16 protein-coding genes and 9 pseudogenes are annotated in these 22,157 nt (G+C 46.6%); 13 read left to right on the top strand and 12 right to left on the bottom strand.

Going from position 1 to position 22,157, the window contains the following annotated elements:
- Positions 1–22 precede the first annotated feature (22 nt).
- The 7 genes and pseudogenes from A7090_RS11580 to A7090_RS11555 all read left to right on the top strand — a co-directional run.
- Complete coding sequence (locus A7090_RS11580) at positions 23–823, top strand: gluconate 5-dehydrogenase (protein ID WP_105274124.1); 801 nt, start codon at positions 23–25, stop codon at positions 821–823.
- 54 nt (positions 824–877) lie between these two features.
- Positions 878–1,201, top strand: a complete 324-nt coding sequence (locus tag A7090_RS11575) for a cupin domain-containing protein (RefSeq protein ID WP_105274123.1) — start codon at positions 878–880, stop codon at positions 1,199–1,201.
- 384 nt (positions 1,202–1,585) lie between these two features.
- On the top strand, positions 1,586–3,079 hold the full coding sequence (locus A7090_RS11570; protein ID WP_105274122.1) for an MFS transporter: 1,494 nt from the start codon (positions 1,586–1,588) through the stop codon (positions 3,077–3,079).
- Between the two features lies 1 nt (position 3,080).
- Complete coding sequence (locus tag A7090_RS11565; RefSeq protein WP_105274121.1) at positions 3,081–5,315, top strand: right-handed parallel beta-helix repeat-containing protein; 2,235 nt, start codon at positions 3,081–3,083, stop codon at positions 5,313–5,315.
- 110 nt (positions 5,316–5,425) lie between these two features.
- Positions 5,426–6,388: a hypothetical protein gene (locus A7090_RS11560; protein ID WP_105274120.1), complete on the top strand. Its 963-nt coding sequence runs from the start codon at positions 5,426–5,428 to the stop codon at positions 6,386–6,388.
- A 461-nt stretch (positions 6,389–6,849) separates the two neighbouring features.
- Positions 6,850–7,005, top strand: a pseudogene (locus tag A7090_RS26555) (IS5/IS1182 family transposase); the annotation flags it as partial.
- Positions 6,983–7,374, top strand: a pseudogene (locus tag A7090_RS11555) (fimbrial protein); the annotation flags it as partial. The pseudogenes A7090_RS26555 and A7090_RS11555, both read left to right, overlap by 23 nt.
- Positions 7,375–7,456: 82 nt before the next feature.
- Here A7090_RS11555 and gntP read toward each other — a convergent pair.
- Entirely contained in the window at positions 7,457–8,800 is a 1,344-nt protein-coding gene (gene gntP / locus A7090_RS11550; protein WP_105274119.1) for a gluconate permease GntP, read from the bottom strand.
- Positions 8,801–9,139: 339 nt separating this feature from the next.
- Between gntP and uxuA the strand changes: the two genes are divergently transcribed.
- From uxuA to iraD, 4 genes and pseudogenes are all read left to right on the top strand, one after another.
- Positions 9,140–10,324 carry a mannonate dehydratase gene (uxuA, locus tag A7090_RS11540; RefSeq protein ID WP_000438570.1) on the top strand — a complete coding sequence of 395 codons (1,185 nt, stop codon included), beginning with the start codon at positions 9,140–9,142 and terminating at the stop codon, positions 10,322–10,324.
- A gap of 80 nt (positions 10,325–10,404) precedes the next feature.
- Positions 10,405–11,865: a fructuronate reductase gene (locus A7090_RS11535; RefSeq protein ID WP_105274117.1), complete on the top strand. Its 1,461-nt coding sequence runs from the start codon at positions 10,405–10,407 to the stop codon at positions 11,863–11,865.
- A 269-nt stretch (positions 11,866–12,134) separates the two neighbouring features.
- Positions 12,135–12,908, top strand: coding sequence for a Uxu operon transcriptional regulator (gene uxuR, locus A7090_RS11530; RefSeq protein WP_105274116.1), 774 nt, complete (start codon positions 12,135–12,137; stop codon positions 12,906–12,908).
- 149 nt (positions 12,909–13,057) lie between these two features.
- A pseudogene (iraD, locus tag A7090_RS11525) lies at positions 13,058–13,132 on the top strand (anti-adapter protein IraD); the annotation flags it as partial.
- Here the strand turns inward: iraD and hypT are convergent.
- The 4 genes from hypT to A7090_RS11505 all read right to left on the bottom strand — a co-directional run bounded on the left by hypT (position 13,125) and on the right by A7090_RS11505 (position 16,427).
- Complete coding sequence (gene hypT / locus A7090_RS11520; protein WP_105274115.1) at positions 13,125–14,036, bottom strand: hypochlorite stress DNA-binding transcriptional regulator HypT; 912 nt, start codon at positions 14,034–14,036, stop codon at positions 13,125–13,127. The pseudogene iraD and the gene hypT overlap by 8 nt on opposite strands.
- Positions 14,037–14,100: 64 nt before the next feature.
- A complete protein-coding gene (iadA, locus tag A7090_RS11515) occupies positions 14,101–15,273 on the bottom strand; it encodes a beta-aspartyl-peptidase (protein ID WP_105274114.1) in 1,173 nt (390 codons plus the stop codon).
- Between the two features lie 12 nt (positions 15,274–15,285).
- Positions 15,286–15,747 carry a YjiG family protein gene (locus tag A7090_RS11510; protein WP_105274113.1) on the bottom strand — a complete coding sequence of 154 codons (462 nt, stop codon included), beginning with the start codon at positions 15,745–15,747 and terminating at the stop codon, positions 15,286–15,288.
- Positions 15,744–16,427: a nucleoside recognition domain-containing protein gene (locus A7090_RS11505; protein WP_105274112.1), complete on the bottom strand. Its 684-nt coding sequence runs from the start codon at positions 16,425–16,427 to the stop codon at positions 15,744–15,746. Before A7090_RS11505 ends, A7090_RS11510 begins: the two co-directional genes overlap by 4 nt.
- A gap of 186 nt (positions 16,428–16,613) precedes the next feature.
- Between A7090_RS11505 and A7090_RS11500 the strand changes: the two are divergent.
- Positions 16,614–16,832, top strand: a pseudogene (locus tag A7090_RS11500) (RNA 2'-phosphotransferase); the annotation flags it as partial.
- A 12-nt stretch (positions 16,833–16,844) separates the two neighbouring features.
- Here the strand turns inward: A7090_RS11500 and A7090_RS11495 are convergent.
- The 4 genes and pseudogenes from A7090_RS11495 to A7090_RS11485 all read right to left on the bottom strand — a co-directional run.
- Positions 16,845–16,955: pseudogene (locus A7090_RS11495) on the bottom strand (hypothetical protein); the annotation flags it as partial.
- Positions 16,956–16,969: 14 nt separating this feature from the next.
- Positions 16,970–17,830, bottom strand: a complete 861-nt coding sequence (locus A7090_RS11490) for an SdiA-regulated domain-containing protein (RefSeq protein ID WP_105274111.1) — start codon at positions 17,828–17,830, stop codon at positions 16,970–16,972.
- A 147-nt stretch (positions 17,831–17,977) separates the two neighbouring features.
- Positions 17,978–18,100, bottom strand: a pseudogene (locus tag A7090_RS26550) (hypothetical protein); the annotation flags it as partial.
- Between the two features lie 46 nt (positions 18,101–18,146).
- Complete coding sequence (locus tag A7090_RS11485) at positions 18,147–19,427, bottom strand: DUF445 domain-containing protein (protein ID WP_105274110.1); 1,281 nt, start codon at positions 19,425–19,427, stop codon at positions 18,147–18,149.
- A 162-nt stretch (positions 19,428–19,589) separates the two neighbouring features.
- Between A7090_RS11485 and A7090_RS25780 the strand changes: the two are divergent.
- Positions 19,590–20,136, top strand: a pseudogene (locus tag A7090_RS25780) (Rpn family recombination-promoting nuclease/putative transposase); the annotation flags it as partial.
- 195 nt (positions 20,137–20,331) lie between these two features.
- Here the strand turns inward: A7090_RS25780 and A7090_RS11470 are convergent.
- From A7090_RS11470 to A7090_RS11460, 3 genes and pseudogenes are all read right to left on the bottom strand, one after another.
- A pseudogene (locus A7090_RS11470) lies at positions 20,332–20,559 on the bottom strand (GTP-binding protein); the annotation flags it as partial.
- A gap of 120 nt (positions 20,560–20,679) precedes the next feature.
- Entirely contained in the window at positions 20,680–21,150 is a 471-nt protein-coding gene (locus tag A7090_RS11465) for an SMI1/KNR4 family protein (RefSeq protein WP_105274109.1), read from the bottom strand.
- Positions 21,151–21,205: 55 nt separating this feature from the next.
- A pseudogene (locus A7090_RS11460) lies at positions 21,206–21,860 on the bottom strand (IS630 family transposase); the annotation flags it as partial.
- Positions 21,861–22,157 lie beyond the last annotated feature (297 nt).

Raw genomic sequence — 22,157 nt, 5'->3', positions numbered from 1 at the left:
ATTTTTCACTACTGGAGTTTTTATGGATTTCATCGATATGTTCTCTCTTAAAGGTAAAAATGCTTTAGTCACTGGAGCATCATATGGTATTGGTTTTGAGATCGCTAAAGCACTAAGTAATGCTGGTGCAACAATCATTTTTAACGATGTAGTAGAAGAGAATATTAAAAAAGGCCTGGCAGCATATAAAGAGAACAACATCAACGCACATGGTTATTTATTTGATATTACGGATGAGCAATCCGTGAAAGAAAATATCAAAAAAATAGAGAGTGATGTAGGCATTATTGATATTCTGGTAAATAATGCTGGGATTATTCAGCGTAAACCTATGCTAGAAACTACGGCTGCTGATTATCGTAAAATAATAGATATTGATCTGACAGGTCAGTTCATTATGGCTAAGGCTGTATTGCCTTCAATGATTAAAAAAGGACATGGCAAGATCATTAATATTTGTTCCATGATGAGCGAGTTAGGCCGCGAAACCGTTGTAGGCTACGCTTCGGCAAAAGGCGGCTTAAAAATGCTGACTAAAAATATCTGTTCTGAGTTTGGTGCAAAAAATATTCAGTGTAATGGTATTGGACCTGGCTACATTGCCACACCTCAAACAGCACCGTTACGTGAAATTCAACCAGATGGCAGCCACCATCCATTTGATCAGTTTATTATATCAAAAACGCCAGCTGGACGCTGGGGTAAACCAGATGATCTTGCTGGTGCGGCTATATTTTTAGCATCGGATGCTTCAAACTTTATCAATGGTCATATTTTATATGTCGATGGTGGCATTCTGGCCTATATCGGCAAACAGCCTTAGTTGGATTCAATCATAAATGTATGTACTACTTTAAATATTTTCAGAGAGGTGGTGATGTTTGTATTTAATGAGGATATAGGAATAGAAGATTTAGGCAACGGGGTCAAAAGAAAAGTCCTGGCTCATGGTGGCAATATGATGGCAGTAGAGGTCCATTTCTCTAAGAATGCTGTCGGCTCTTTACATCACCACCAACATGAACAGTTGACATATATCTTGTCAGGTGTTTTTGAATTTACCATTGGCGATGAAGTGCATACGGTAAAAACGGGTGATACTTTATATAAGAAGCCCAACATTGTGCACGGGTGTAAATGTTTAGAAGAAGGCGTTTTGCTTGATATATTTACACCTCAACGTCAGGATTTTTTAAAGTAAATACCTGGCCAGTAATATGGACTAAAATGGTAGCGCATTTTATGCGCTACATATTGATATCTGTTGGCTAATAATCCATTTCTTTTCCTCTGCTATAGACAGGTTTAATCAGAAAGTATTATTTTTTGAGTGGCAGTTTTAAAAACAATAAAATCTGAGTCTCTGGATATTTAATCAAACTCGATAAAATCGACTAAAAATATTGTTGTACCATTATGATTAATTTAAACAATTCAGGAATAACATATATAGTTAAACCTCATAAATATATTTTTTAAATAACGATGTAATGCTACTTCAATAATATGCTCCATCTTTTTCAGAAGATGGAAGTGTATTTTTATTGTGGAAGAGGTATCATAAATGACAGAATAAAACAGAAGAATAAAAGCCATCACTCGTTTTTCATATGGTAGTGGGAATCTTATCGGTAGTGGAGCTCTGGCTATTAGTGGGGCATGGTTACTTTATTTCTATACCACATTTTGTGGATTGACAGTTTTTCAGGCGACGGTGATATTTTCTATTGCGACTTATCTGGATGTCATTTTGAATCCACTAATGGGATTTATTACAGATAATTTTTATCAGACAAAACTCGGTCGTCGCTTTGGTCGTCGTCGCTTCTTCATATTAATTTCCATTCCATGTATGATTATTTATCCTTTGCTTTGGGTTAATGGGATGAGTTTTTGGTATTATCTTTCTACCTATATCATTTTTGAAGTGGTATATACTATGATTATGATACCATATAATACCTTACCTGTTGAAATGACTAAGGATTTTAATCAAAGAACCTATTTGACAGGTTCTAAAGCTATGTTTGGTAAAGTAGCTAATTTTTTAGCAGCAGCTATTCCAGGTATCTATTTTTACTTCTTCAATAAAGATTCAGCTACTCCATTTTTCCTGACCGGTTTAACTTATGCTATTATTATGGTCACTTCATTGATAATGCTCTATTTCAACAGTTGGGAACGCCCAGCTGATGATGTAGTTGATGAATCAACGCATGGTTTTATGGAGGGCTTTAATAAGCTATTTACCGATCTTTTCTCAACCTTTAAACTAAAAACCTTCAGAACCCATCTTGGTATGTATCTATTTGGTTTCGGCGCTGAATGGCTATTTACTGCGACATTTACCTATTTTATTGTTTTCAACCTTGAACAACCGAGAACATTTGTTTCTGAGATGAACTCATTAAGCAGTATTTGTCAGTTCTTCTCTACAGCATTTTTTATGATGTGGTGTGCTAAACGAGGATTTAAACGCCCATTCATCATTGCTATCTTAATTGTTGTCTCTTCAGTGATTGGTTATGTCGGTGTGTACTATCTCAATATTCCGCATCTGACCTGGCTCATTATTGGCATCACTATCTGGTTTGGTCTGGGGACAGGAGGGGTATATTACATTCCGTGGAGTGTATATGTATTCCTTGCCGATGTTGATGAAGTCTTAACCGGTCGTCGTCGTGAAGGTCTTTATGCTGGTGCAATGGTTATGGCCGGTAAGTTAATGAGAGCCACTGTAGTATTCTGTCTGGGGGTTGTCCTCAGTCTGTTTGGTTTTGAGTCAGGTATTCACCATCAACCAGCCAGTGCAGTAAATGCAATTAATGGCGTCATGATATTTGGTGTAGCTGGTATGGCGTTAATAGGTATCTATTTCTCTATAAAAATGAAATTAGATAAAGCATCTCATGCCGAAATAACTAAAGAATTAGAGCGTCTGAAACAAGGTGGTAGAAAAGAAGATGCGACACCGGAAATTCGCATACTTGTTAAGCAACTGACTGGTTATGAATATGATCAGTGCTTCGGTAATAACAATGTTGGCTTTAAATTTGAAAACAAAGCAGAGGTATTCTAGGATGAATAAGCACACACTATTACTGTCTGCTCTTTTTCTGAATTTGATTTGTACTCCCGTTTTTGCTCAGAACTGGCAGGTGGCGGCGTTTGGTCAGTCGACGGATCTCAACTTTTCATCGCTGATAGATCCAGCCAAGATTGGACGGAATAATGCATGGATTGCGGGAAGCAATAATTTTCTTGAAGCAGGAAAATTTTACACTTTGCCAACAGATTTTTTTATTGAAAGTCGTGGGGGAAAAATCGCTAACTCTCATGATGGCATGACCGTCTTTTATACTACTGTTCCTGTTACTCAGACATTCCGACTGGAGGCTGATTTGACATTAGAACAGATTGGTCCAGAGGTGAATGGCAAATCACCAGCAGCTCAAGAGGGAGCGGGATTATTTGTCAGAGATATTATTGGTCCTCAGCGACAGGAACCTCAGTCAGCAGGAACAGAAGAATATCCACAAGCCTCTAATATATTGATGAATGCCTTTATTACTCAGAATAAAAAGAATGATAACTTAGTACAGATTACTTCTATTGTTCGTGAGGGAGTAATAAAAACATGGGGTAATGAAGGTATTACAATTAAGAAACGGCCGATTATCGAGAATATAAACTTTACGCAAAAAAGAAATATTCATATGACGATCGAGCGACTACCAGGGAAATTCATCCTGACCGCTTTTGATACCGATCGTAAAGAAAACCAGTCATGGCAGTTTTCTGATTATTCAGGCTTTATGAATCAACTGGATAATCAGAGTTTAGCAGTTGGTTTTTTTGCCGCACGAAATGCGAAACTAAGGGTGAAAAATGCATCATTTAAACCTGGCAAACCACGGGTTGATTACGAGAAATTAACTCCACATCAATTCACTGGAGGCCGGCACTACGCCCCTGAACTTTTTCTTGCTTCACCCCAATCCGTTGTAAGCAACTCGACAACTCTGCAATTTTTTGCCAACCAGGCCGGAATGGTCAGTCTTGATAATGAGAAGCAAACTAAGCAGGTGCAAGCGGGTGAACTGGTACAGTTTCCTGTTACTTTGCGAAAAAAATATAATGACTTTACTGTCAACTATAACGTTGATGGAAAGATATCAAAAAAAATTGTACGCATAGAGCTGGTCAAATCAAACCTAATCGATCCTTATGAGATTTACGTATGTAGTGCTTGTCGACAAGATGCCAGGGGCAGCAAAAGCGACCCAGTAGATTTACAGACAGCCGTACAGTTTGTTGCACCTGGCGGCAATATATATCTTAACGATGGTCAATATCAGGGAATTACGTTAGATCGAGAGTTAAGTGGAGTACCTGGCAAGTATAAAACAATGTCTGCCATTAATCCACATAAAGCTACTTTTATAAACAATACATTCAATCTGGATGCAAGTTACTGGCATCTAAAATCCGTGGTTTTTGACGGCAATGTGGATAATGGAAATAATAAACCAGCATATCTACGAATATCCGGTAGCTATAATATTATTGAGCATGTAATAGCCAGAAATAATGATGATACGGGGATTTCTATTTCAGCGAAGGATAAAAATCGTCTTCTTTGGCCAGCTCATAACTTAGTTTTGAACTCAGATTCATATAACAATCTTGATTTATCCGGAATTAATGCCGATGGCTTTGCAGCAAAATTAGGCGTTGGACCGGGAAACATTTTCCGCGGATGCATTGCACATAATAATGCAGATGATGGTTGGGATTTGTTTAACAAAATTGAAGACGGTCCAAATGAATCTGTCACTATTGAGAATTCTGTAGCCTATGAAAATGGCTTGCCGTACAGTAAAGCGGATATCCTAAAAGGGAGTATTGGCAATGGCTTTAAATTAGGTGGTGAAGGTCAACCAGTAGACCACAAAGTCATTAATTCCATTGCCATTAATAATAATATGGATGGCTTTACTGATAATTTCAATACTGGATCATTGATAATCAGAAATAATATAGCGATGAACAATGCTCGTTATAATTATATATTAAGAACTAATCCATATAAATTCCCATCATCTATCCTTTTTGATAGTAATTATTCAATCAGAGATGATTGGGAAAATAAAATAAAAGACTTCCTGGGATCCACTGTTAACAGTGTGAATTATAAAGTGCTTGTTTCACATGAAATAGGACCAGCACCAAAAGATTTATTTTTCTCACGAGATGATAGTGGAAATATTATCTATCCTGATTTTTTTCTTAACATCGTTCATAAATTGAATTAAACAATGGTCATTAACCTGCTGCCGACCGGAAGCAGGTTATTCCAGAACGGACACTGGTAGTAATATGTCTTTATTAACAAAAATATAAAAATTTTGTTATGGGATTTTTAATGTTGAAGAAAACGATCTTTATATTAACGTTATTCTCTGGCAACGTAATTGCTGCAACTGTAGAATTAGGTTTTGAAAATGAGCAATATAATTATGCTTATCGCTCTGCAGATGTCTTCATGCCGTATATTAAGAGCAATTTCAATCCTGTTGCTGATTCTGCTTTGAATGTGTCACTCACCTATATGTATCAGGATCAGTATGGGAAAAAACATAAAAAAACACCTGAGGATAAATTTAAAACTAATCGTGATCGTATAGAATTCTATCTTAAAGGTTATACCCTGAATATGGGAGCATATTCTTTTTCTCCTTCCGCAGGTTTCCGTTATGAATCATGGGATGTAAACTACGATAATCCTAAAAAGCAGGATAAGTGGAAATTAGAACTACGTTTTTTTCCTAATATGACTTATAAAATCAATGACCAGTTAAGTCTATATGTGAATGGTTTTATTGCTCCTGTGTTCTTTAAAACACAACAAGAGTCGAGACAAGATAACAGTTATGTAAAAGGTAAGTTAGGTTCGAAACATTACAACAGCGATTATTATCAGGAACTTCAGATTCTGGGGGCTAGATATAAATTCAATAATGATAATACACTCTGGGTGTCAGTCTATAATGAAAGAAAGTATAATCAACATTCTTCAAGATATGATCGCTGGCAATTGCGAGGTGGTTATGACTTTAACGTTACAGATGATTTTATTTTGAACCCATTCATAAGATACGATCTCTCTTATAGAGAAAAGAACATCGAAAGCACAAGTAATAATGGGTTATCGAAAAATAATAGAGAAGTTCGAACTGGAGCAAGCTTTTCCTATAAAGTTTTCCCTACAGTGAAACTGGTAGGCGAAATATACAGACAAACAACTAACGTTGAAAACTATTATGGAGAACATTCTGAAGACAAAAATCGCATGTTCTACAAGCTTGGTATAAGTAAAACATTTTAATGCCATATAAATATAAAGATGTTCCCATATGAATTAGTTACAGAAGTCTTATGATGAATATAATTTATTTATGGGAGGTGTTACAGCGGCCAGCCTTCATATATCACTATCAGGTATAGAATTATCATTTCAGTTTAGTTCAGGCAGTGTAACATCAGGCACATATTTGTGAGCGAGAGATAATATTATTAATGAGGCACCTATAGCAGGTGCTTCATTATACCATTAGAGATGATGGTTCCTTTGTATCGATAAGATGCAGCATAATAACAATTCTATTTCATTTTTTGTTGTAGGATAATTTAACAAAAGATCCCTTGTTAACGGGTATAACTATATAAGCCAGAGATAGTGTTCCTGTTATGACTGCATTCATCGCCATGTGGACTTTGTTGAATAACTCGAACTATTACTGAGTTGAAGGATCAGATCACGCACTCCCTGACAACGCAGGCAGTCCCGTGGCAAAGCAGAAGTTCAGAATCACCAACTGGCACACCGATAACAACGCTCTAATCAACTGTGGCTCCATGGCTTTCTGGCTGGATGACGGAGCGATTAAGTCGTGGTATGACACATTCCCGCCTTCAGCATGCGGAAGGCCTCACCGTTACTCTGCCGGACTATCCTGGTTCGGTGCCGATTCCTCTTACTGTTTACTGTGCGAAAAGCCAAAACCAGGGGTATTACCTTTCAGGCACAATTGCAGATGCGGGCAATTCGATTCTCACCAATACCGCATCGTTTTCGCCAGCACAGGGCGTCGGCGTACAGTTGACGCGCAACGGTACGATTATTCCAGCGAATAACACGGTATCGTTAGGGACAGTAGGGACTTCGGCGGTAAGTCTGGGATTAACCGTAAATTACGCACCTACCGGAGGCAGGTGACTGCAGGGAACGTGCAGTCAATTATTGGCGTGGCTTTTGTTTATCAATACAGAAATCACAGGGCATTGTTAATGCTGGTACGCAATATTGCCTGATGAGCTACGCTATCAGACCTACAAAGGCGCACTTTGCCGACAATCCGAACTGAGCCTGCCAATGGCAGGCTCTGGTGTTCTTTTACGCTACCATGCTAATAATCAACACAATAATCAGCCCAACCACGGAGTTGACCAGCTCCAGCAGCCCCCAGGTTTTCAACGTGTCTTTTACTGACAGGTCAAAATAACCTTTAAACAACCAGAAAGATGCATCGTTAATGTGGGTAAGGGTGTTAGAACCCGCTGCTGTCGCCAGCACCAGCAGTGCCGGATTCACGCCAACCAGCTGGCCGGTTGCTGGGTCGAGGATTGCAGCACTGATAATCCCGGCGGCGGTCATAGCCGAAACGACACCCTGACCAGTTGCCAGACGAATCAGTACGGTGATCAGCCATGCCATGATGTAGGGCGAGATATTGCCGTGTGACATCAACATGCCGATGGTGTCGCCAATGCCGGTGTCGATGATGGTTTGCTTCAGCACGCCACCCGCACCGATGATCAGAATCACCATGGCAATGCTTTTCACCGCGCTTTCAAACGCGTTCATCACCCACTGCATGTCATGACCACGCGCGGTGCCAAAGAGTACGAATGCAACCACCATCGCAATAAACATTGCAATAGGCGAGGAACCAATAAAGTTAACCACTTCCCACGCAGGGGTATCTTTTACCAACCAGATATTGGCTATAGTGGTGGCGATCATAATGATCGCCGGGATCAGCGGCACCAGAATCGAAATGCCGAAAGAGGGCAGATTATTCATATCTACCGGTTGATCTGCTTTCAGGAATGATGGCGTTGGGCGCTCAAGATTACCGAGGAACCTCGGCAGGATCAGACCTGCGCAGATTACACCCGGGATCGTCACCAGTACGCCATAGATATAAACCATCCCCATATCCGCGCCATAAGCGTTCACCAGCGCGACCGGGCCGGGCTGCGGTGGGAATAGTGAATGTGCGGTGGTGGCAGCGGCTACTGCCGGGATCGCCAGTTTCAGGAACGGGATTTTAGCTTCGGCGGCAATCACGATCACCAGCGGTGCCAGCATGATAAAGGCCACTTCATAGAACATTGCCAGACCGAAAATCAGACCGATGATAATCACTGACAGCTTTACATAGCGCAGGCCGAGACGTGCCAACAGCGTATGCGCTATCTGGTGCGCCGCGCCGGAGTCGACCATCAATTTACCGATGACTGCACCGAACACCACGATGATTGCCAGTTCCCCCAGCGTGTTGCCGAATCCCGCTTTCATGGTGTGCAGCAGCGACATCAAGTCCATGCCTGCCAGCATCCCGACGGACAGCGCCGCCACCAACAACGCCACCATTGAATTGATTTTGAACTTCAAATTCAGTACCAGCATCAGGCCGATACCGAAGACCACCCAAAGAATGTTAAGCACATGCATAACGTTTTACCTTACCTGGTTGAACTGTTGTTATTTTGGTCGACATATTATGTTAATTGGTCAACCATTGTTGAGATGAATGTCACACACTCTAATCAATAACCATCGATTACCCTTTGCTGCAATTTGCAGCAACGACCAGGAGAGTGAAATTCTTGTGATGTGGTTAACCAATTTTAGAATTTGGGTTGACATGTCTTACCAAAAGGTAGAACTTATACGTCATCTCATCCGATGCAACGCCACGGCTGCGCTCTGGTTGTTCATCCGGATACCTAAACAACTCCGGGGTTCCGCGTCTCTTTGCTGTGGAACCCACTATGTGAAAGAGGAAAAATCATGGAACAGACCTGGCGCTGGTACGGCCCAAACGATCCGGTTTCTTTAGCTGATGTCCGTCAGGCGGGCGCAACTGGCGTGGTTACCGCGCTGCACCATATCCCGAACGGCGAAGTATGGTCCGTAGAAGAGATCCTCAAACGCAAGGCGATCGTTGAAGACGCAGGCCTGGTGTGGTCTGTCGTAGAAAGCGTGCCAATTCACGAAGATATCAAAACCCATACCGGCAACTATGAGCAGTGGATCGCTAACTATCAGCAGACTCTGCGCAACCTGGCGCAGTGCGGCATTCGCACCGTGTGCTATAACTTCATGCCGGTGCTCGACTGGACCCGTACTGACCTCGAATACGTGCTGCCGGACGGCTCCAAAGCCCTGCGCTTCGACCAGATCGAATTCGCGGCATTCGAACTGCACATCCTGAAGCGCCCTGGCGCCGAAGCGGATTACACCGAAGAAGAAATTGCTCAGGCAGCTGAACGCTTCGCCACCATGAGCGACGAAGACAAAGCGCGTCTGACCCGTAACATTATTGCTGGCCTGCCGGGTGCGGAAGAAGGGTACACCCTCGACCAGTTCCGTAAGCATCTGGAGTTGTACAAAGATATCGACAAAGCCAAACTGCGCGAAAACTTTGCTGTCTTCCTGAAAGCCATTATCCCGGTTGCCGAAGAAGTTGGCGTCCGTATGGCTGTTCACCCGGACGATCCGCCGCGCCCGATCCTCGGCCTGCCGCGCATTGTTTCCACCATTGAAGATATGCAGTGGATGGTTGATACCGTAAACAGCATGGCGAACGGTTTCACCATGTGCACCGGTTCCTACGGTGTGCGCGCTGACAACGATTTGGTTGATATGATCAAGCAGTTTGGTCCGCGTATTTACTTCACCCATCTGCGTTCCACCATGCGTGAAGATAACCCGAAAACCTTCCACGAAGCGGCGCACCTGAACGGTGACGTTGATATGTATGAAGTGGTGAAAGCGATTGTTGAAGAAGAACACCGTCGTAAAGCGGAAGGCAAAGAAGACCTGATCCCGATGCGTCCGGACCACGGTCATCAGATGCTGGACGACCTGAAGAAGAAAACTAACCCAGGTTACTCCGCAATTGGTCGTCTGAAAGGCCTGGCCGAAGTTCGCGGTGTCGAGCTGGCGATCCAGCGCGCTTTCTTTAGCCGTTAATATCCACCGGCATGGCTGCGCGCCGTGTCGGTTCCTTCTTCCTTGCCGTCGCTCTCTGAAGACGGATTCTGGAGTTTACGATGACTACTATTGTTGACAGCAATCTGCCGGTTGCCCGCCCGTCATGGGATCATTCTCGTCTGGAATCACGCATTGTGCATCTCGGTTGCGGAGCGTTTCACCGCGCGCACCAGGCGCTTTATACCCATCACCTGCTGGAAAGCACTGACAGCGACTGGGGGATCTGCGAAGTTAACCTGATGCCAGGCAACGACCGCGTGCTGATCGAAAACCTGAAAAAACAGCAGCTGCTGTACACCGTGGCAGAAAAAGGCGCAGAAAGCACCGAGCTGAAAATTATCGGTTCGATGAAAGAAGCTCTGCACCCGGAAATCGACGGTTGCGAAGGTATTCTCAGCGCGATGGCGCGTCCGCAGACGGCGATTGTCTCCCTGACGGTCACGGAAAAAGGTTACTGCGCCGATGCGGCGAGCGGTCAGCTGGATCTCAATAACCCGCTGATCAAGCACGATCTGGAAAACCCGACTGCGCCGAAGTCCGCGATTGGTTACATCGTTGAAGCCCTGCGCCTGCGTCGTGAAAAAGGTCTGAAAGCGTTTACCGTAATGTCCTGCGACAACGTGCGTGAAAACGGTCATGTGGCGAAGGTCGCAGTACTGGGACTGGCTCAGGCACGCGATCCGCAGCTGGCGGCATGGATTGAAGAAAACGTGACTTTCCCGTGCACCATGGTTGACCGCATCGTTCCGGCGGCGACGCCAGAAACTTTGCAGGAAATTGCTGACCAGCTGGGTGTTTACGACCCGTGCGCCATTGCCTGCGAACCGTTCCGTCAGTGGGTCATTGAAGATAACTTCGTTAATGGTCGCCCGGACTGGGATAAAGTGGGCGCACAGTTCGTCGCAGACGTTGTGCCGTTCGAAATGATGAAACTGCGTATGCTGAACGGCAGCCACTCTTTCCTGGCGTACCTCGGTTACCTCGGCGGCTATGAAACCATTGCTGACACCATGACTAACCCGGATTATCGCAAAGCGGCCTTTGCCCTGATGATGCAGGAACAAGCGCCAACGCTGTCGATGCCGGAAGGGACTGACCTGAACGCCTATGCGACGCTGCTGATCGAGCGTTTCAGCAACCCGTCTCTGCGTCACCGTACCTGGCAGATTGCGATGGACGGTAGCCAGAAGTTACCACAGCGCCTGCTGGACCCGGTGCGTCTGCACCTGCAAAATGGTGGTAGCTGGCGTCACCTGGCGCTGGGCGTGGCTGGCTGGATGCGTTACACCCAGGGCGTGGATGAGCAGGGTAATGCCATTGATGTGGTCGACCCGATGCTGGCAGAGTTCCAGAAGATCAACTCGCAGTATCAGGGCGCAGACCGCGTGAAAGCGTTGCTGGGCCTGAGCGGTATCTTTGCCGATGATCTGCCGCAAAATGCGGACTTTGTTGGCGCGGTGACGGCAGCATATCAGCAGCTGTGCGAGCGCGGTGCGCGCGAGTGTGTGGCAGCGCTGTAACTAACTGATTACCCTACAGACTTACTGGTCAATCAAACTAATATTTGGTTGACCAGTTTTTGTTTTTTTGCCCACCCGGACGTGCCAACTTCCAGTGCTAATGGTATAGTTTGTCATTAACGATCAACGTAAGATCGGCTGATGCACGTGCTTATCGGGCTTGGGTATCAATCACAACTTATTAAATACGCACTCTTTGCAGGCCGGATAAGGCGTTCACGCCGCATCCAGCAATAATTTGATAAATCGCACCTAACGGACACAACATTATGAAATCTGCCACCTCTGCGCAAAGACCTTACCAGGAAGTCGGGGCGATGATCCGCGATCTGATCATAAAGACGCCGTACAATCCTGGTGAACGGCTGCCGCCGGAGCGTGAAATCGCAGAAATGCTCGATGTCACGCGTACGGTGGTACGTGAGGCGCTGATCATGCTGGAGATCAAAGGGCTGGTGGAAGTGCGCCGGGGGGCGGGTATATATGTTCTGGACAGTTCAACCAGCCACATTGCCGATAGTGCAGATGCCAACGTCTGCAACGATGCCGGTCCTTTTGAGCTGTTACAGGCGCGGCAGTTGCTGGAAAGTAACATAGCGGAATTTGCCGCTTTGCAGGCTACCCGCGAAGATATCGTCAAAATGCGCCAGGCATTACAACTGGAAGAGCGTGAACTGGCTTCCAGCGCGCCGGGCAGCAGCGAAAGCGGTGACATGCAGTTCCATCTCGCCATTGCCGAAGCGACGCATAATAGCATGCTGGTGGAACTGTTCCGGCAGTCCTGGCAGTGGCGTGAAAACAATCCGATGTGGATCCAGTTGCACAGCCATCTCGATGACAGCCTGTATCGCAAAGAGTGGTTGGGCGATCACAAACAGATCCTCGCCGCGTTAATCAAAAAAGATGCCCGCGCGGCGAAGCTGGCTATGTGGCAGCATCTGGAAAACGTTAAGCAACGTTTGCTGGAATTCTCGAACGTTGACGATATTTATTTTGACGGCTATCTGTTTGATTCATGGCCGCTGGATAAAGTCGACGCCTGATCCCTCATTTCTGGTGCAAAGTTGAACCGCTTTGCACCCAATCTTCTACATCAGAAATAGTTCATAACCTTAATAATAAACTTTGCGAAGTCAAATGATTGCTGGCGATATATTATTTATAAATATCATATGTGCGTTTAAATCTGTTCGATGAAGCGCTGACGTTTGAGCTGGTCTGGGATAATGGCGGTTGGCGTAGTGCGACGCCGGAAAATTTCAGCTAAGCCTAATCTCCAGCTCGCGCAGCTCACGCCAGAAGCGTTTGGCTACTGGATTCATGCGGGTATTCATTCGGTATGCGTAGGCCTGAATCGGGATCACCAGTTCGTCCCGATTCAGCACAATGAGCTGCCCGCTGTGAATTTCTTGTTGGATGGCGTACTCCGGTAGCCAGGCAATCCCACCGCCGTCGAGGGTAACCTGCTTTAAAAGTTCGCTCATCGACGAGACAAAAAAGGTGCTGAAACTTAACTCACTGTGGCGCGTCAGGGTGCGATTAATCAATCGCCCCATGTAGGAGTTACGGCTGTAATTAAGCAGCGGAAAGTGTGACAGCGCGAGGTTAAAAAGCGCTTCTTCGTGTTCGTTACTGGCGCAGACGGGGAACAATTGAGATTCAAATAAGCGAATGTGGTCAAACGGCGCTTCCAGCAAATCTTCGTCGTGAAAGGAAAAAATACAGTCGCTTTGCCCTTCACGCAGTTTATCAACCGCTTCATCGACATCAATAGCTTCAATCGCCCAGGTAAATAGCGGCGGCATCTGGCTGATAATGGACGGTAACAGACCGAGGGAAAGAGAGTGTGCAGCGGCTATCTTGATTTTACGTTGTGCATAATCGCTGCCGCCACGCAGCTCTGCGAGGTTGCTTTCTAGTTGTTGCAATAGATGGCGGATCTGCGAATGGAAGATTTTCCCTTGTTCCGAGAGTTGCAGCGGTGTCACCCGGCGGTTAAATAATTCAACGCCAATCGCCTGTTCCAGTGCGCGGATGCGGCGGCTGAATGCCGGTTGTGATACGTTGCGACTGACTGCTGCCTGGGAAAAGTTGCGGCATTTTTCCAGGGTCAGAAAATCATAAAGCCATTTGGTTTCAATATTATGCAAAACAGCACCACAGTCATCCATTACGTTTTACTCTGTCAGCCGCCCTTGCGGGCATTCTACGTCCATTTGGGCGGCTGACAACCGTTTATGCCGTTTCAAACGTTCCTTTCACGCAGGCTTTGCCATCTTTGACCATCAGTTTACCGTGAGCGTATACCTGTCCAATGTGCAGTTCTGGCGTCATGACCAGCAAGTCTGCGTCCTTGCCTGGCAGAATTTCGCCTTTCCCGGTCAGGTTAAGGAAACCAGCTACGCTACTGGTGAGCGGGCGCAGGGCATCGCTGATACTGAAATGATAGTCTTTGACCAGCACCTGTACCGTTTCCAGCAACGTTTCAAAACCTGCAACGCCGATGTGGGTTAAATTCCCTTCGTCATCGAAGAACGGCTGGCTACCGTTGCCGTCGGAGCTGAGGGTGACGCGAGCCAGCGGAATACCCGCTTGAACGGCGCGGGCAATACCTTCGGCAGGGGCGACCGGTTCATCGATGCTGCTGGTGATGTCGATGGTGCCGCCTTTGCGTGCAAACTCCAGCGCTTGCTCAAACAAAGGTATGTTGCGGTTAACGTGGGTCGGCAGTAGCTTGCTGATCGGCACATCGCAGTTTTCCAGAAGATCATAGATAGGCTGTAACGCCTTTTTGCTGTCGCCCATGTGGAATACGGTGATGCCAGGTTTACCGCCGAGCAAACCGCCAACGCGGGATTCTGCCGCCATATTGGCCAGCTGATAAACGTCCGGGGCGGCAGAACGGTGATCTGAGATGGCGCATTTCACGCCAATCACGCGATCGATAATCGCCACGTCTTTTTCCACGGAATCCGTAATGGTGCGGGAAGGCACATGATAAGCGCCGGTCAGCATCCAGGCGCTAATGCCTTCCTCATTGAGCGCACGGGTCTTGGCGAGCAGGGATTCCGGGTGGCGAGAGATAGAGTCGGTGCCCAGCAGACCAACCACTGACGTGACGCCCGCTTCCGTCAGGCGACTTAACGCCACTTCCGGTGTACGTGTGGTAGGTCCAGCTTCGCCGCCACCGCCAATCAAATGGACGTGTTGATCAATAAAACCTGGGCAGAGGATCTGCCCACTAAGATCGACAACCGTGCAGTCCGGTACAATGTCAGAAGGGATATTGCTGGCAACGGCGATAATTTTGCCGTTAGCGACGAGGACATCGCAAATTCCCCGATCTTCCGGCGCATACAAATGCGCTCCCTGCAGCAGGGTAAAACCGGCTGCGGAATAATCAATCATGGTAACTCCTTGTTAAACAATAAGCTGCATCACCCAGATCGACAGCAATGCGTTAATTACGCAGACCGTAATGATGTGCGGGTAATATTTGGCATTCACTTCGGCTGTCCCCAGGCAGCGACCGACATTTTGCACCGGGTTACCCATTAAATACATCGCGGGCAGTAAAACAGTGACATCGTGGCCGGTTAATGAGCCTGCGATGGCCAGGCTGGCCGCAACACCGACTGCGCCGCCCATACTCATCAATGAGGCTAAAAGGACGGTTGCCGCTTCGCCGGGCAATCCCCACAGCGCCATGACTGGTTCACAGATATGTCCCACCCAGTCGAGCAAACCGGTAATTTTCAGCGCCTGAATGATGACAAACGCCATCACCACGTTTGGCAGCAGGTTGGTCGTGGCGATAGTAAAGCCACGGCGTGCGCCATCGATAAACATATCCATGACGTTTTTGCGGACCTGAGTGGTCATGCTTGTGCTCCTTGCGTTGAGTTGCGACGTTCTTCGAAGTTAAGCCAGACGCGCAAAATATTGGCACCGACAAATTTAAACACCAGGATGACGGCTAAAGGTACGATCACGGACGTGCCCAGAAAGGCAAATACCGCGACGCCGGAAGAGAAGTAGTTGGTAATGATGGCGCTACCGCTGGTTTGATATGCGGCGAAAATCACTTTATCGCGTTCGGTAATCTCACCTTCCTGTGCCAGCTCTTTGGTCATACCGGCGGCGGCATCGGTGTTTTGCAGGTTAGCGATTAGCGCCAGTGAACAGATGCCTGGAATGCCCAACAAGGGTTTTAGCACGGGCGTCATTAATTGCTGCGCGGCGCGTAGTCCACCAAGACCATCGGTAATCGAGATAATCCCCAGCGAGAGAATCACTGACGGTGCCAGTTCCAGCGCGAAGAGAAAGCCATCTTTGGCTCCTGCGCCACCCGCTCCGCGAAACGAGGTGGTGGCTCCGTTCGCACCGGGTAGTTGTCCAAACGATCCGTTCAGAACGGAAAAATCAAAAACGCGCCACCAACTGTCTGTCCCGGAAAAAACACCGGAAAAAAAGATAATGGTGAGAAAAAAGGCCAGATACCCTTTAATGCCCACTTTTTCTGCTGCCAGCTGCCCGGCTACAGCATCCCCTTGTTGTGTCATAACAATCCCCATTGTTTTTTTGTGTTTTGTGTGTTGCTTGAGCCAGGAAAATTCCTGGTGCTGAAAAACCTTATCAGTCATGTGGGTATGGGGAAAATGCAAGTATGTTTCTGGCTATGCGTTTTTTGCATAGCGGAAAAATTACGCTGTGTGGAAAATGTTCTGCGCAGGATCGAGTTGCAGAAAGACGAGATAAAAAAACAAGGGCTGATTGCAGGAGAGCGTCATTACGTGCATCTCTCTGCTGATGAAGTAACGGCACGCAAAGTGGGAGCAAGACACGGATCGCCGGTTATCTTAACTGTCAAAGCCGAGGAAATGGCAACACGAGGCATCCCTTTCTGGCAAGCGGAAAACGGGGTCTGGCTGACATCAACGGTTGCGGTTGAGTTTCTTGAGTGGTGAGAGAAACAGCCTTTATGAAGCAACCACTTGCCGCTTAAATAATTGCACTGCGCCGATCAGCGCGGCAATGAACAACGCCGCCGCGCCGCAGAGCGTGGCACTGGCAAGCGCCGACGCGCCTTCTGCCAGCCAGACTGTTATTGTGATTTTGTCGACGTAAAGCGATAAAAAAGATTGGGTTCGCCAACGATATAGATGTTGCCACTTGCGTCCATCGCTATCCCTTCAGCCTGCTTAATGTTATGTGAAAGGCCATACTTGCCTTTGGTTAACGACATTTCGCCGATCACGTCTCCTGTCACGGTAACTTCCTGGAGTGCGCGTGATTCATGAGACAACACCAATAACGTATTTTTCTGTGGGTTAAATTCCGCGCCAGAAACATCGTCTAAAGTAAACTGACGCTGTAACGCTTTATCCTTGCTGATATATAACTCATCGCTACGCAACAGTCCGGTTACTTTGTAGATCTCTATCGGATTTTTCTCTTTAAAAAACCAGAAGGTATGGTCCTGAGATGAATAAGCCAGCCCTTCAAAGCCACTGTTGGTAGGTGTTTCCTGCAGCGGGATTTTTATTTTTTTGAGGATGCTCACTTCCGAGCCAGCGTTAAGTGAAATCACATAAATGGCGTAATCACGTTCGTCACTGATGACAAATTTATTATCGCCAATATATTCGATTGTTTCGAGATCCTTTACGAAATCGAGCGGAATGGTACGGATCAGGTCGCCATCGGTTGTCATTTCAACGATAGTTGCAGGTTTGTTGATAGTGCTAAACAAGGTATTGCTCTGCGCAGACCAGGTCAGTGAAGAGATATTCCTGGACACGCCTGTAATCTCTTTGCCATCAATCGTAACGTGGTAGTTTTGAAATCCTGCGGGAGAACTGCTTTTACGGGCGCAAGATTGCACGAAGAAAGCACTCGCTGCCACAATGGCAAAAAGAATAATAATAGCGGTGACGCGTTTACTTAACGAAAAACTTTTTGCCATGGCATTTCCATCCGTGAAAATCAATAAGATATCGAACAGTATACGTAGTGATCTTAATGAATCCTTAACGTGGGGCCGGATCGTAATGTGCAATGAATTTCCAGCTGCCATCCTGTTGGCAATAAATCGATTCAGTCTGACCTGTAATCATGTCCGTGTTCTATGCCGTTGACCAATTACCGCTGCGCCAATAGCGCCAGCGAATTGTGCATCAGGCTGAGTATGTACTGGTATTCCCCGGTGAGTTTCCAACATACGAGCAAATGCCTGGCCTTTGGTGGCTGTGGAATCGGGGGCAATGCCTCACCACCGTTCTTTAAAAATTGGCGAGGAGTAACAAGGTCGGGATTTGTGATAACAGATACAAAATTAGCCCAATACAACCGCCGACCAGCGTACCGTTGACACGGATAAACTGTAAATCTTTGCCGATATTTAACTCGATTTGCCGTGACATGTCTCGCGCGTCCCAGCTTTTTACCGTATCGCTGATGTGACGCGTCAGGAATGCGGAAAACTCTGGCGCGACGCGGTGCGCAGCCTGTTCCAGGTGACCATTTAATGACGCGCGTAAGGCGTCATCGGCAATTAACGTTTCACCAAACCATTGCCCCGCCCGCGCGATACGTTCTTTCACGCGAGAATCTTCGCTGTTGATATCCGCTTTCAGCCATTCCCGCAAATCCCCCCACAATTCACTGAGATAGCGGTTAAAGGCTTCATCTTCTTTCAGATAGCTTTTTACGGCATCGGCTCGCGCCGCCATTTCCGGATCGTTTTTCAGCTTGTCGATCAGGGCAAAGGTGGCGCGATCAAACGCATGACGGATCTGATGCGCACGATCGCGATTAATATCATCAAGCAAAGAATTCACCGCGTCAGAAACCAACTCCGCGCTATGTTCGCCCAGCCATTCAGTGGGCAAAATTTTGGCTTTCAGCGGATGCTCGCTCTCCAGCCAGCGAACAATTTGCTGGGCAATAAACTTGCGCGATTTATCGCGTTGGAGAAGGGCGAGCAACTGTGCGATCAGCGTATCGAGCAGCACCTGATGACGATCGTTTTTGGTCATACTCTCCAGCATCAACGCACTGGTGCCGGAAAGATCGACCTTATCAATCGCCCGATGGACTGCGCGCTTAAGTAGGCGCTGAATACGCGCATCATCGGTCAGTTCAAGAAAACCGCTCATGATCTGCAACAGATGCTGACCAACGCGGCGGGCGTTTTCTGGCTGACTAAACCAGTTGCCGATTAACAACGCCGGTTCATAACGTCGAATCAACGCCACCAGCGATTGGGTGTCGAGAAATTTTTCCTGCACGAACTGGCCGAGATTTTCGCCAATCCGGTCCTTATTACGCGGGATAATCGCCGTATGGCGAGAAATGATCGGAATCGGTACGCGGCGAAACAACGCCACCACCGCAAACCAGTCTGCCAGTGCGCCGACCATCGCCGCTTCGGCAATCGCCTTCACGCCGCTCACCCAAAAATTAGGTGGTAAAAACAGCGTAACGACAAAGGTAGCGGCGGCGATAAGCAGCAAAGAGAGCGCCAACATTTTGGCGCGTCTAAGTTCAATGAGTTTATTCATAAGGTTAAGAATAGAGCCTGACGGCAGCCGGAGCCAGACTGACATCGGCATTAAAATCACGGGGAACGGGAAATTGCCGGGTGAGAATGGTTTTGTTAGTCGCTAAAGTCGGGCCATCTTATCAACAGGTGACGGATCGCCAAGACAAACTTCACGACCAGTATGCCGCATGACGCATTATTTAAATCCTTTCTCACGCCCCCTGATACCGCGCGGGATTTTATGGAGATCCACTTACCCAAAGATTTACGTGAACTGTGCGATCTCGATACCTTAAAACTGGAATCCACCAGCTTTGTCGATGAAAAATTGCGGGCGCTACACTCCGATATTTTATGGTCGGTAAAGACCCGCGAAGGCGATGGCTATATTTATGTGGTGATTGAACATCAGAGCCGCGAGGATATTCATATGGCGTTTTGGTTGATGCGCTATTCCATGGCGGTGATACAGCGCCATATAGAGCATGATAAACGCCAACCGCGCTGGTCATCCCGATGCTGTTTTATCACGGTAGCCGCAGTCCTTATCCTGGTCCCTGTGCTGGCTGGACGAATTTACCGACCCGACTACCGCACGGAAGCTTTATACCGCCGCGTTCCCGCTGGTGGATATCACTGTCGTGCCGGGCGACGAGATTGTGCAGCATCGCAGAGTCGCCCTGCTGGAGTTGCTCCAAAAGCATATTCGCCAGCGCAATCTGATGGGGCTTATCAGTGAACTTACCAGTCGAATGCCACAATACAGGGAGCCAATAATGACGATTGCAGAGCAAATACAGGCATTAGGGCAGCCCTTGCCTGAACGTGAGCGCGATTCATGGAGCGAGTACTAATCAGAAACTGATGACAAACGCAAAGCTGCCTGATGCGCTACGCTTATCAGGCCTACACCTCTCAACCTTTCACGATGACTTCCTCAACTCCGCAAACGCCGCCCGAATCTCTTCCTCCGGCAGCTGAATCCCGATAAACACCATCGTGCTATGCGGTTTTTCATCGCCCCACGGGCGGTCCCAGTCGGCGCTGTAGAGGCGCTGGACGCCCTGGAACAACAGGCGGTTAGGTTCGCCGTCAATCCATAGCATCCCTTTGTAACGCAGCAGTTTATCAGCCGACTCCCGCAGCCGGTTTCCCGCCGCGTCATACACAAACTCATTCACCCTGCCCAGCACATCCGGTTGCCGCTGTCGCTCTCCCTCCCGGCATACTGCCCCGCTGCCGTGTGGCTGTGCCATTTAATGACCAATTTATTACTCTAAAGATTCTGATATTTCTTGTAATAAAAATTCTGCGAAATTATTAGCGACAATGTTTTTATTCCGTTCTCTTTTAAATGATAACTCTGTTTCTACAATTACAGGTTCTCCGGCCTCGCCAATAGTAGATGTATCTATAGAAAATGAAGGGCCATAACCTGATGATAAGATTTTTATCATGTTATTATCTATATCCCCTAATTTTCTTGCTTCTATTGTCACAAACCTTACATCAGGTGCTGAATCAGCAGATAAACCTTGTTTTGATATTCCATAAAAGGAAAGGCCATTAAACATCAATGTCCCATATTTCTTGAGGAAAATTTTATAAGACTCAGGGAAACTAGTGCCTAAAGATAATTCATATGCACTAATCAACTGATCTGATGCTGGACCGCTATCATAGTGAACTTCACCACTTTCAGCGATCGCCTGCTCAATTTTCAAGAACAATTCGTCATTCATAACTCAATTCTCCAGAAAGTCCAATGCGCGAGTTTTCCAGTAATTACGTTTCCATAATCGTTTTATATTCGCAAATTAACGGGTGTTCCGGGGCTTTCAGATCCAGCGCCCCCATGATATTCAGGCGTGTGCGGCTGCCTGTTGTTTTTACTGACTTTTTCTGGCCTTTGCGTATCCAGCCATAGCTGATTTTAGTGGCCTGAGTCGGATGGACTCCATCAATAAAGAGAACCGGTTCATCACCCACAGTTGTTATAATATTCAATTAATTGCCTTTGTTTCGTATGGGGGACGCCTGACGGTTTTTTGTAGGTGAAGCCGTTACGATGCAGCCACTTGTTCATTCCCGGCACGCTGAAAATGATGTTCCATGTCCGGGCGACAAACGCAATAACATCGCGGGTATGGTGAAATAAATTATCGGATAACTGGCTGATTAAAAAGGCCGTTTGTTCAGCACTGAGTTTGCTGTCTGAGCCGCCGTTTTCGGGTTTCAGTTTTCCTTTATTCAGAAACTCGCTGATATGGTGATCAACGGTCGTCTGATGCAGGCGTAAAGCCTGAGCAATCATAGCCGAACTCCAGCCTTCGGAGGCCAGAAGAATGGCTTTAATACGATCTCTGACTCGCCCGTCACGACTGGAATCATGAAGGCGCTCAAGTTCAGCTTTTTGTTGGTCAGAGATGAATATTTTCATGTTGGACAGCATGATCTCCTGTTGCTGAAAAATCAAGCACTTTCAATGATTACGGGTATAGACATCGGGTTATATTTACTTAGAGTAGACCTCGCAGCATCATCAGCACTTGAAAAACCTGCACATGATTTTCTTAATCCAAGCGGGTCGATCCACGCCAGCGGATTCGGCACATACTGATATAAGTTCAGCCCCCCCAGTTTCGAGACTGTAGTTTAAATTGTGTATCTGCCTGTTTTTGATATGTTCACTCCAACACCGGAGACAGGCAAATTATGGACGAAAATAAACTCAAAGCCCTTGCGACTG

The sequence above is a fragment of the Escherichia sp. MOD1-EC7003 genome, assembly GCF_002965065.1.
Taxonomy (GTDB): Bacteria; Pseudomonadota; Gammaproteobacteria; order Enterobacterales; family Enterobacteriaceae; genus Escherichia.
This window is presented reverse-complemented; position numbering and strand designations above follow the sequence as displayed.

Bases quoted from the DNA above. Each gene is read 5' to 3' on its own strand.
- A7090_RS11580 (WP_105274124.1), top strand. From the start codon at position 23: ATGGATTTCATCGATATGTTCTCTCTTAAAGGTAAAAATGCTTTAGTC.
- A7090_RS11575 (WP_105274123.1), top strand. From the start codon at position 878: ATGTTTGTATTTAATGAGGATATAGGAATAGAAGATTTAGGCAACGGG.
- A7090_RS11565 (WP_105274121.1), top strand. From the start codon at position 3,081: ATGAATAAGCACACACTATTACTGTCTGCTCTTTTTCTGAATTTGATT.
- A7090_RS11560 (WP_105274120.1), top strand. From the start codon at position 5,426: ATGTTGAAGAAAACGATCTTTATATTAACGTTATTCTCTGGCAACGTA.
- gntP (WP_105274119.1), bottom strand. From the start codon at position 8,800: ATGCATGTGCTTAACATTCTTTGGGTGGTCTTCGGTATCGGCCTGATG.
- uxuA (WP_000438570.1), top strand. From the start codon at position 9,140: ATGGAACAGACCTGGCGCTGGTACGGCCCAAACGATCCGGTTTCTTTA.
- A7090_RS11535 (WP_105274117.1), top strand. From the start codon at position 10,405: ATGACTACTATTGTTGACAGCAATCTGCCGGTTGCCCGCCCGTCATGG.
- uxuR (WP_105274116.1), top strand. From the start codon at position 12,135: ATGAAATCTGCCACCTCTGCGCAAAGACCTTACCAGGAAGTCGGGGCG.
- hypT (WP_105274115.1), bottom strand. From the start codon at position 14,036: ATGGATGACTGTGGTGCTGTTTTGCATAATATTGAAACCAAATGGCTT.
- iadA (WP_105274114.1), bottom strand. From the start codon at position 15,273: ATGATTGATTATTCCGCAGCCGGTTTTACCCTGCTGCAGGGAGCGCAT.
- A7090_RS11510 (WP_105274113.1), bottom strand. From the start codon at position 15,747: ATGACCACTCAGGTCCGCAAAAACGTCATGGATATGTTTATCGATGGC.
- A7090_RS11505 (WP_105274112.1), bottom strand. From the start codon at position 16,427: ATGACACAACAAGGGGATGCTGTAGCCGGGCAGCTGGCAGCAGAAAAA.
- A7090_RS11490 (WP_105274111.1), bottom strand. From the start codon at position 17,830: ATGGCAAAAAGTTTTTCGTTAAGTAAACGCGTCACCGCTATTATTATT.
- A7090_RS11485 (WP_105274110.1), bottom strand. From the start codon at position 19,427: ATGAATAAACTCATTGAACTTAGACGCGCCAAAATGTTGGCGCTCTCT.
- A7090_RS11465 (WP_105274109.1), bottom strand. From the start codon at position 21,150: ATGAATGACGAATTGTTCTTGAAAATTGAGCAGGCGATCGCTGAAAGT.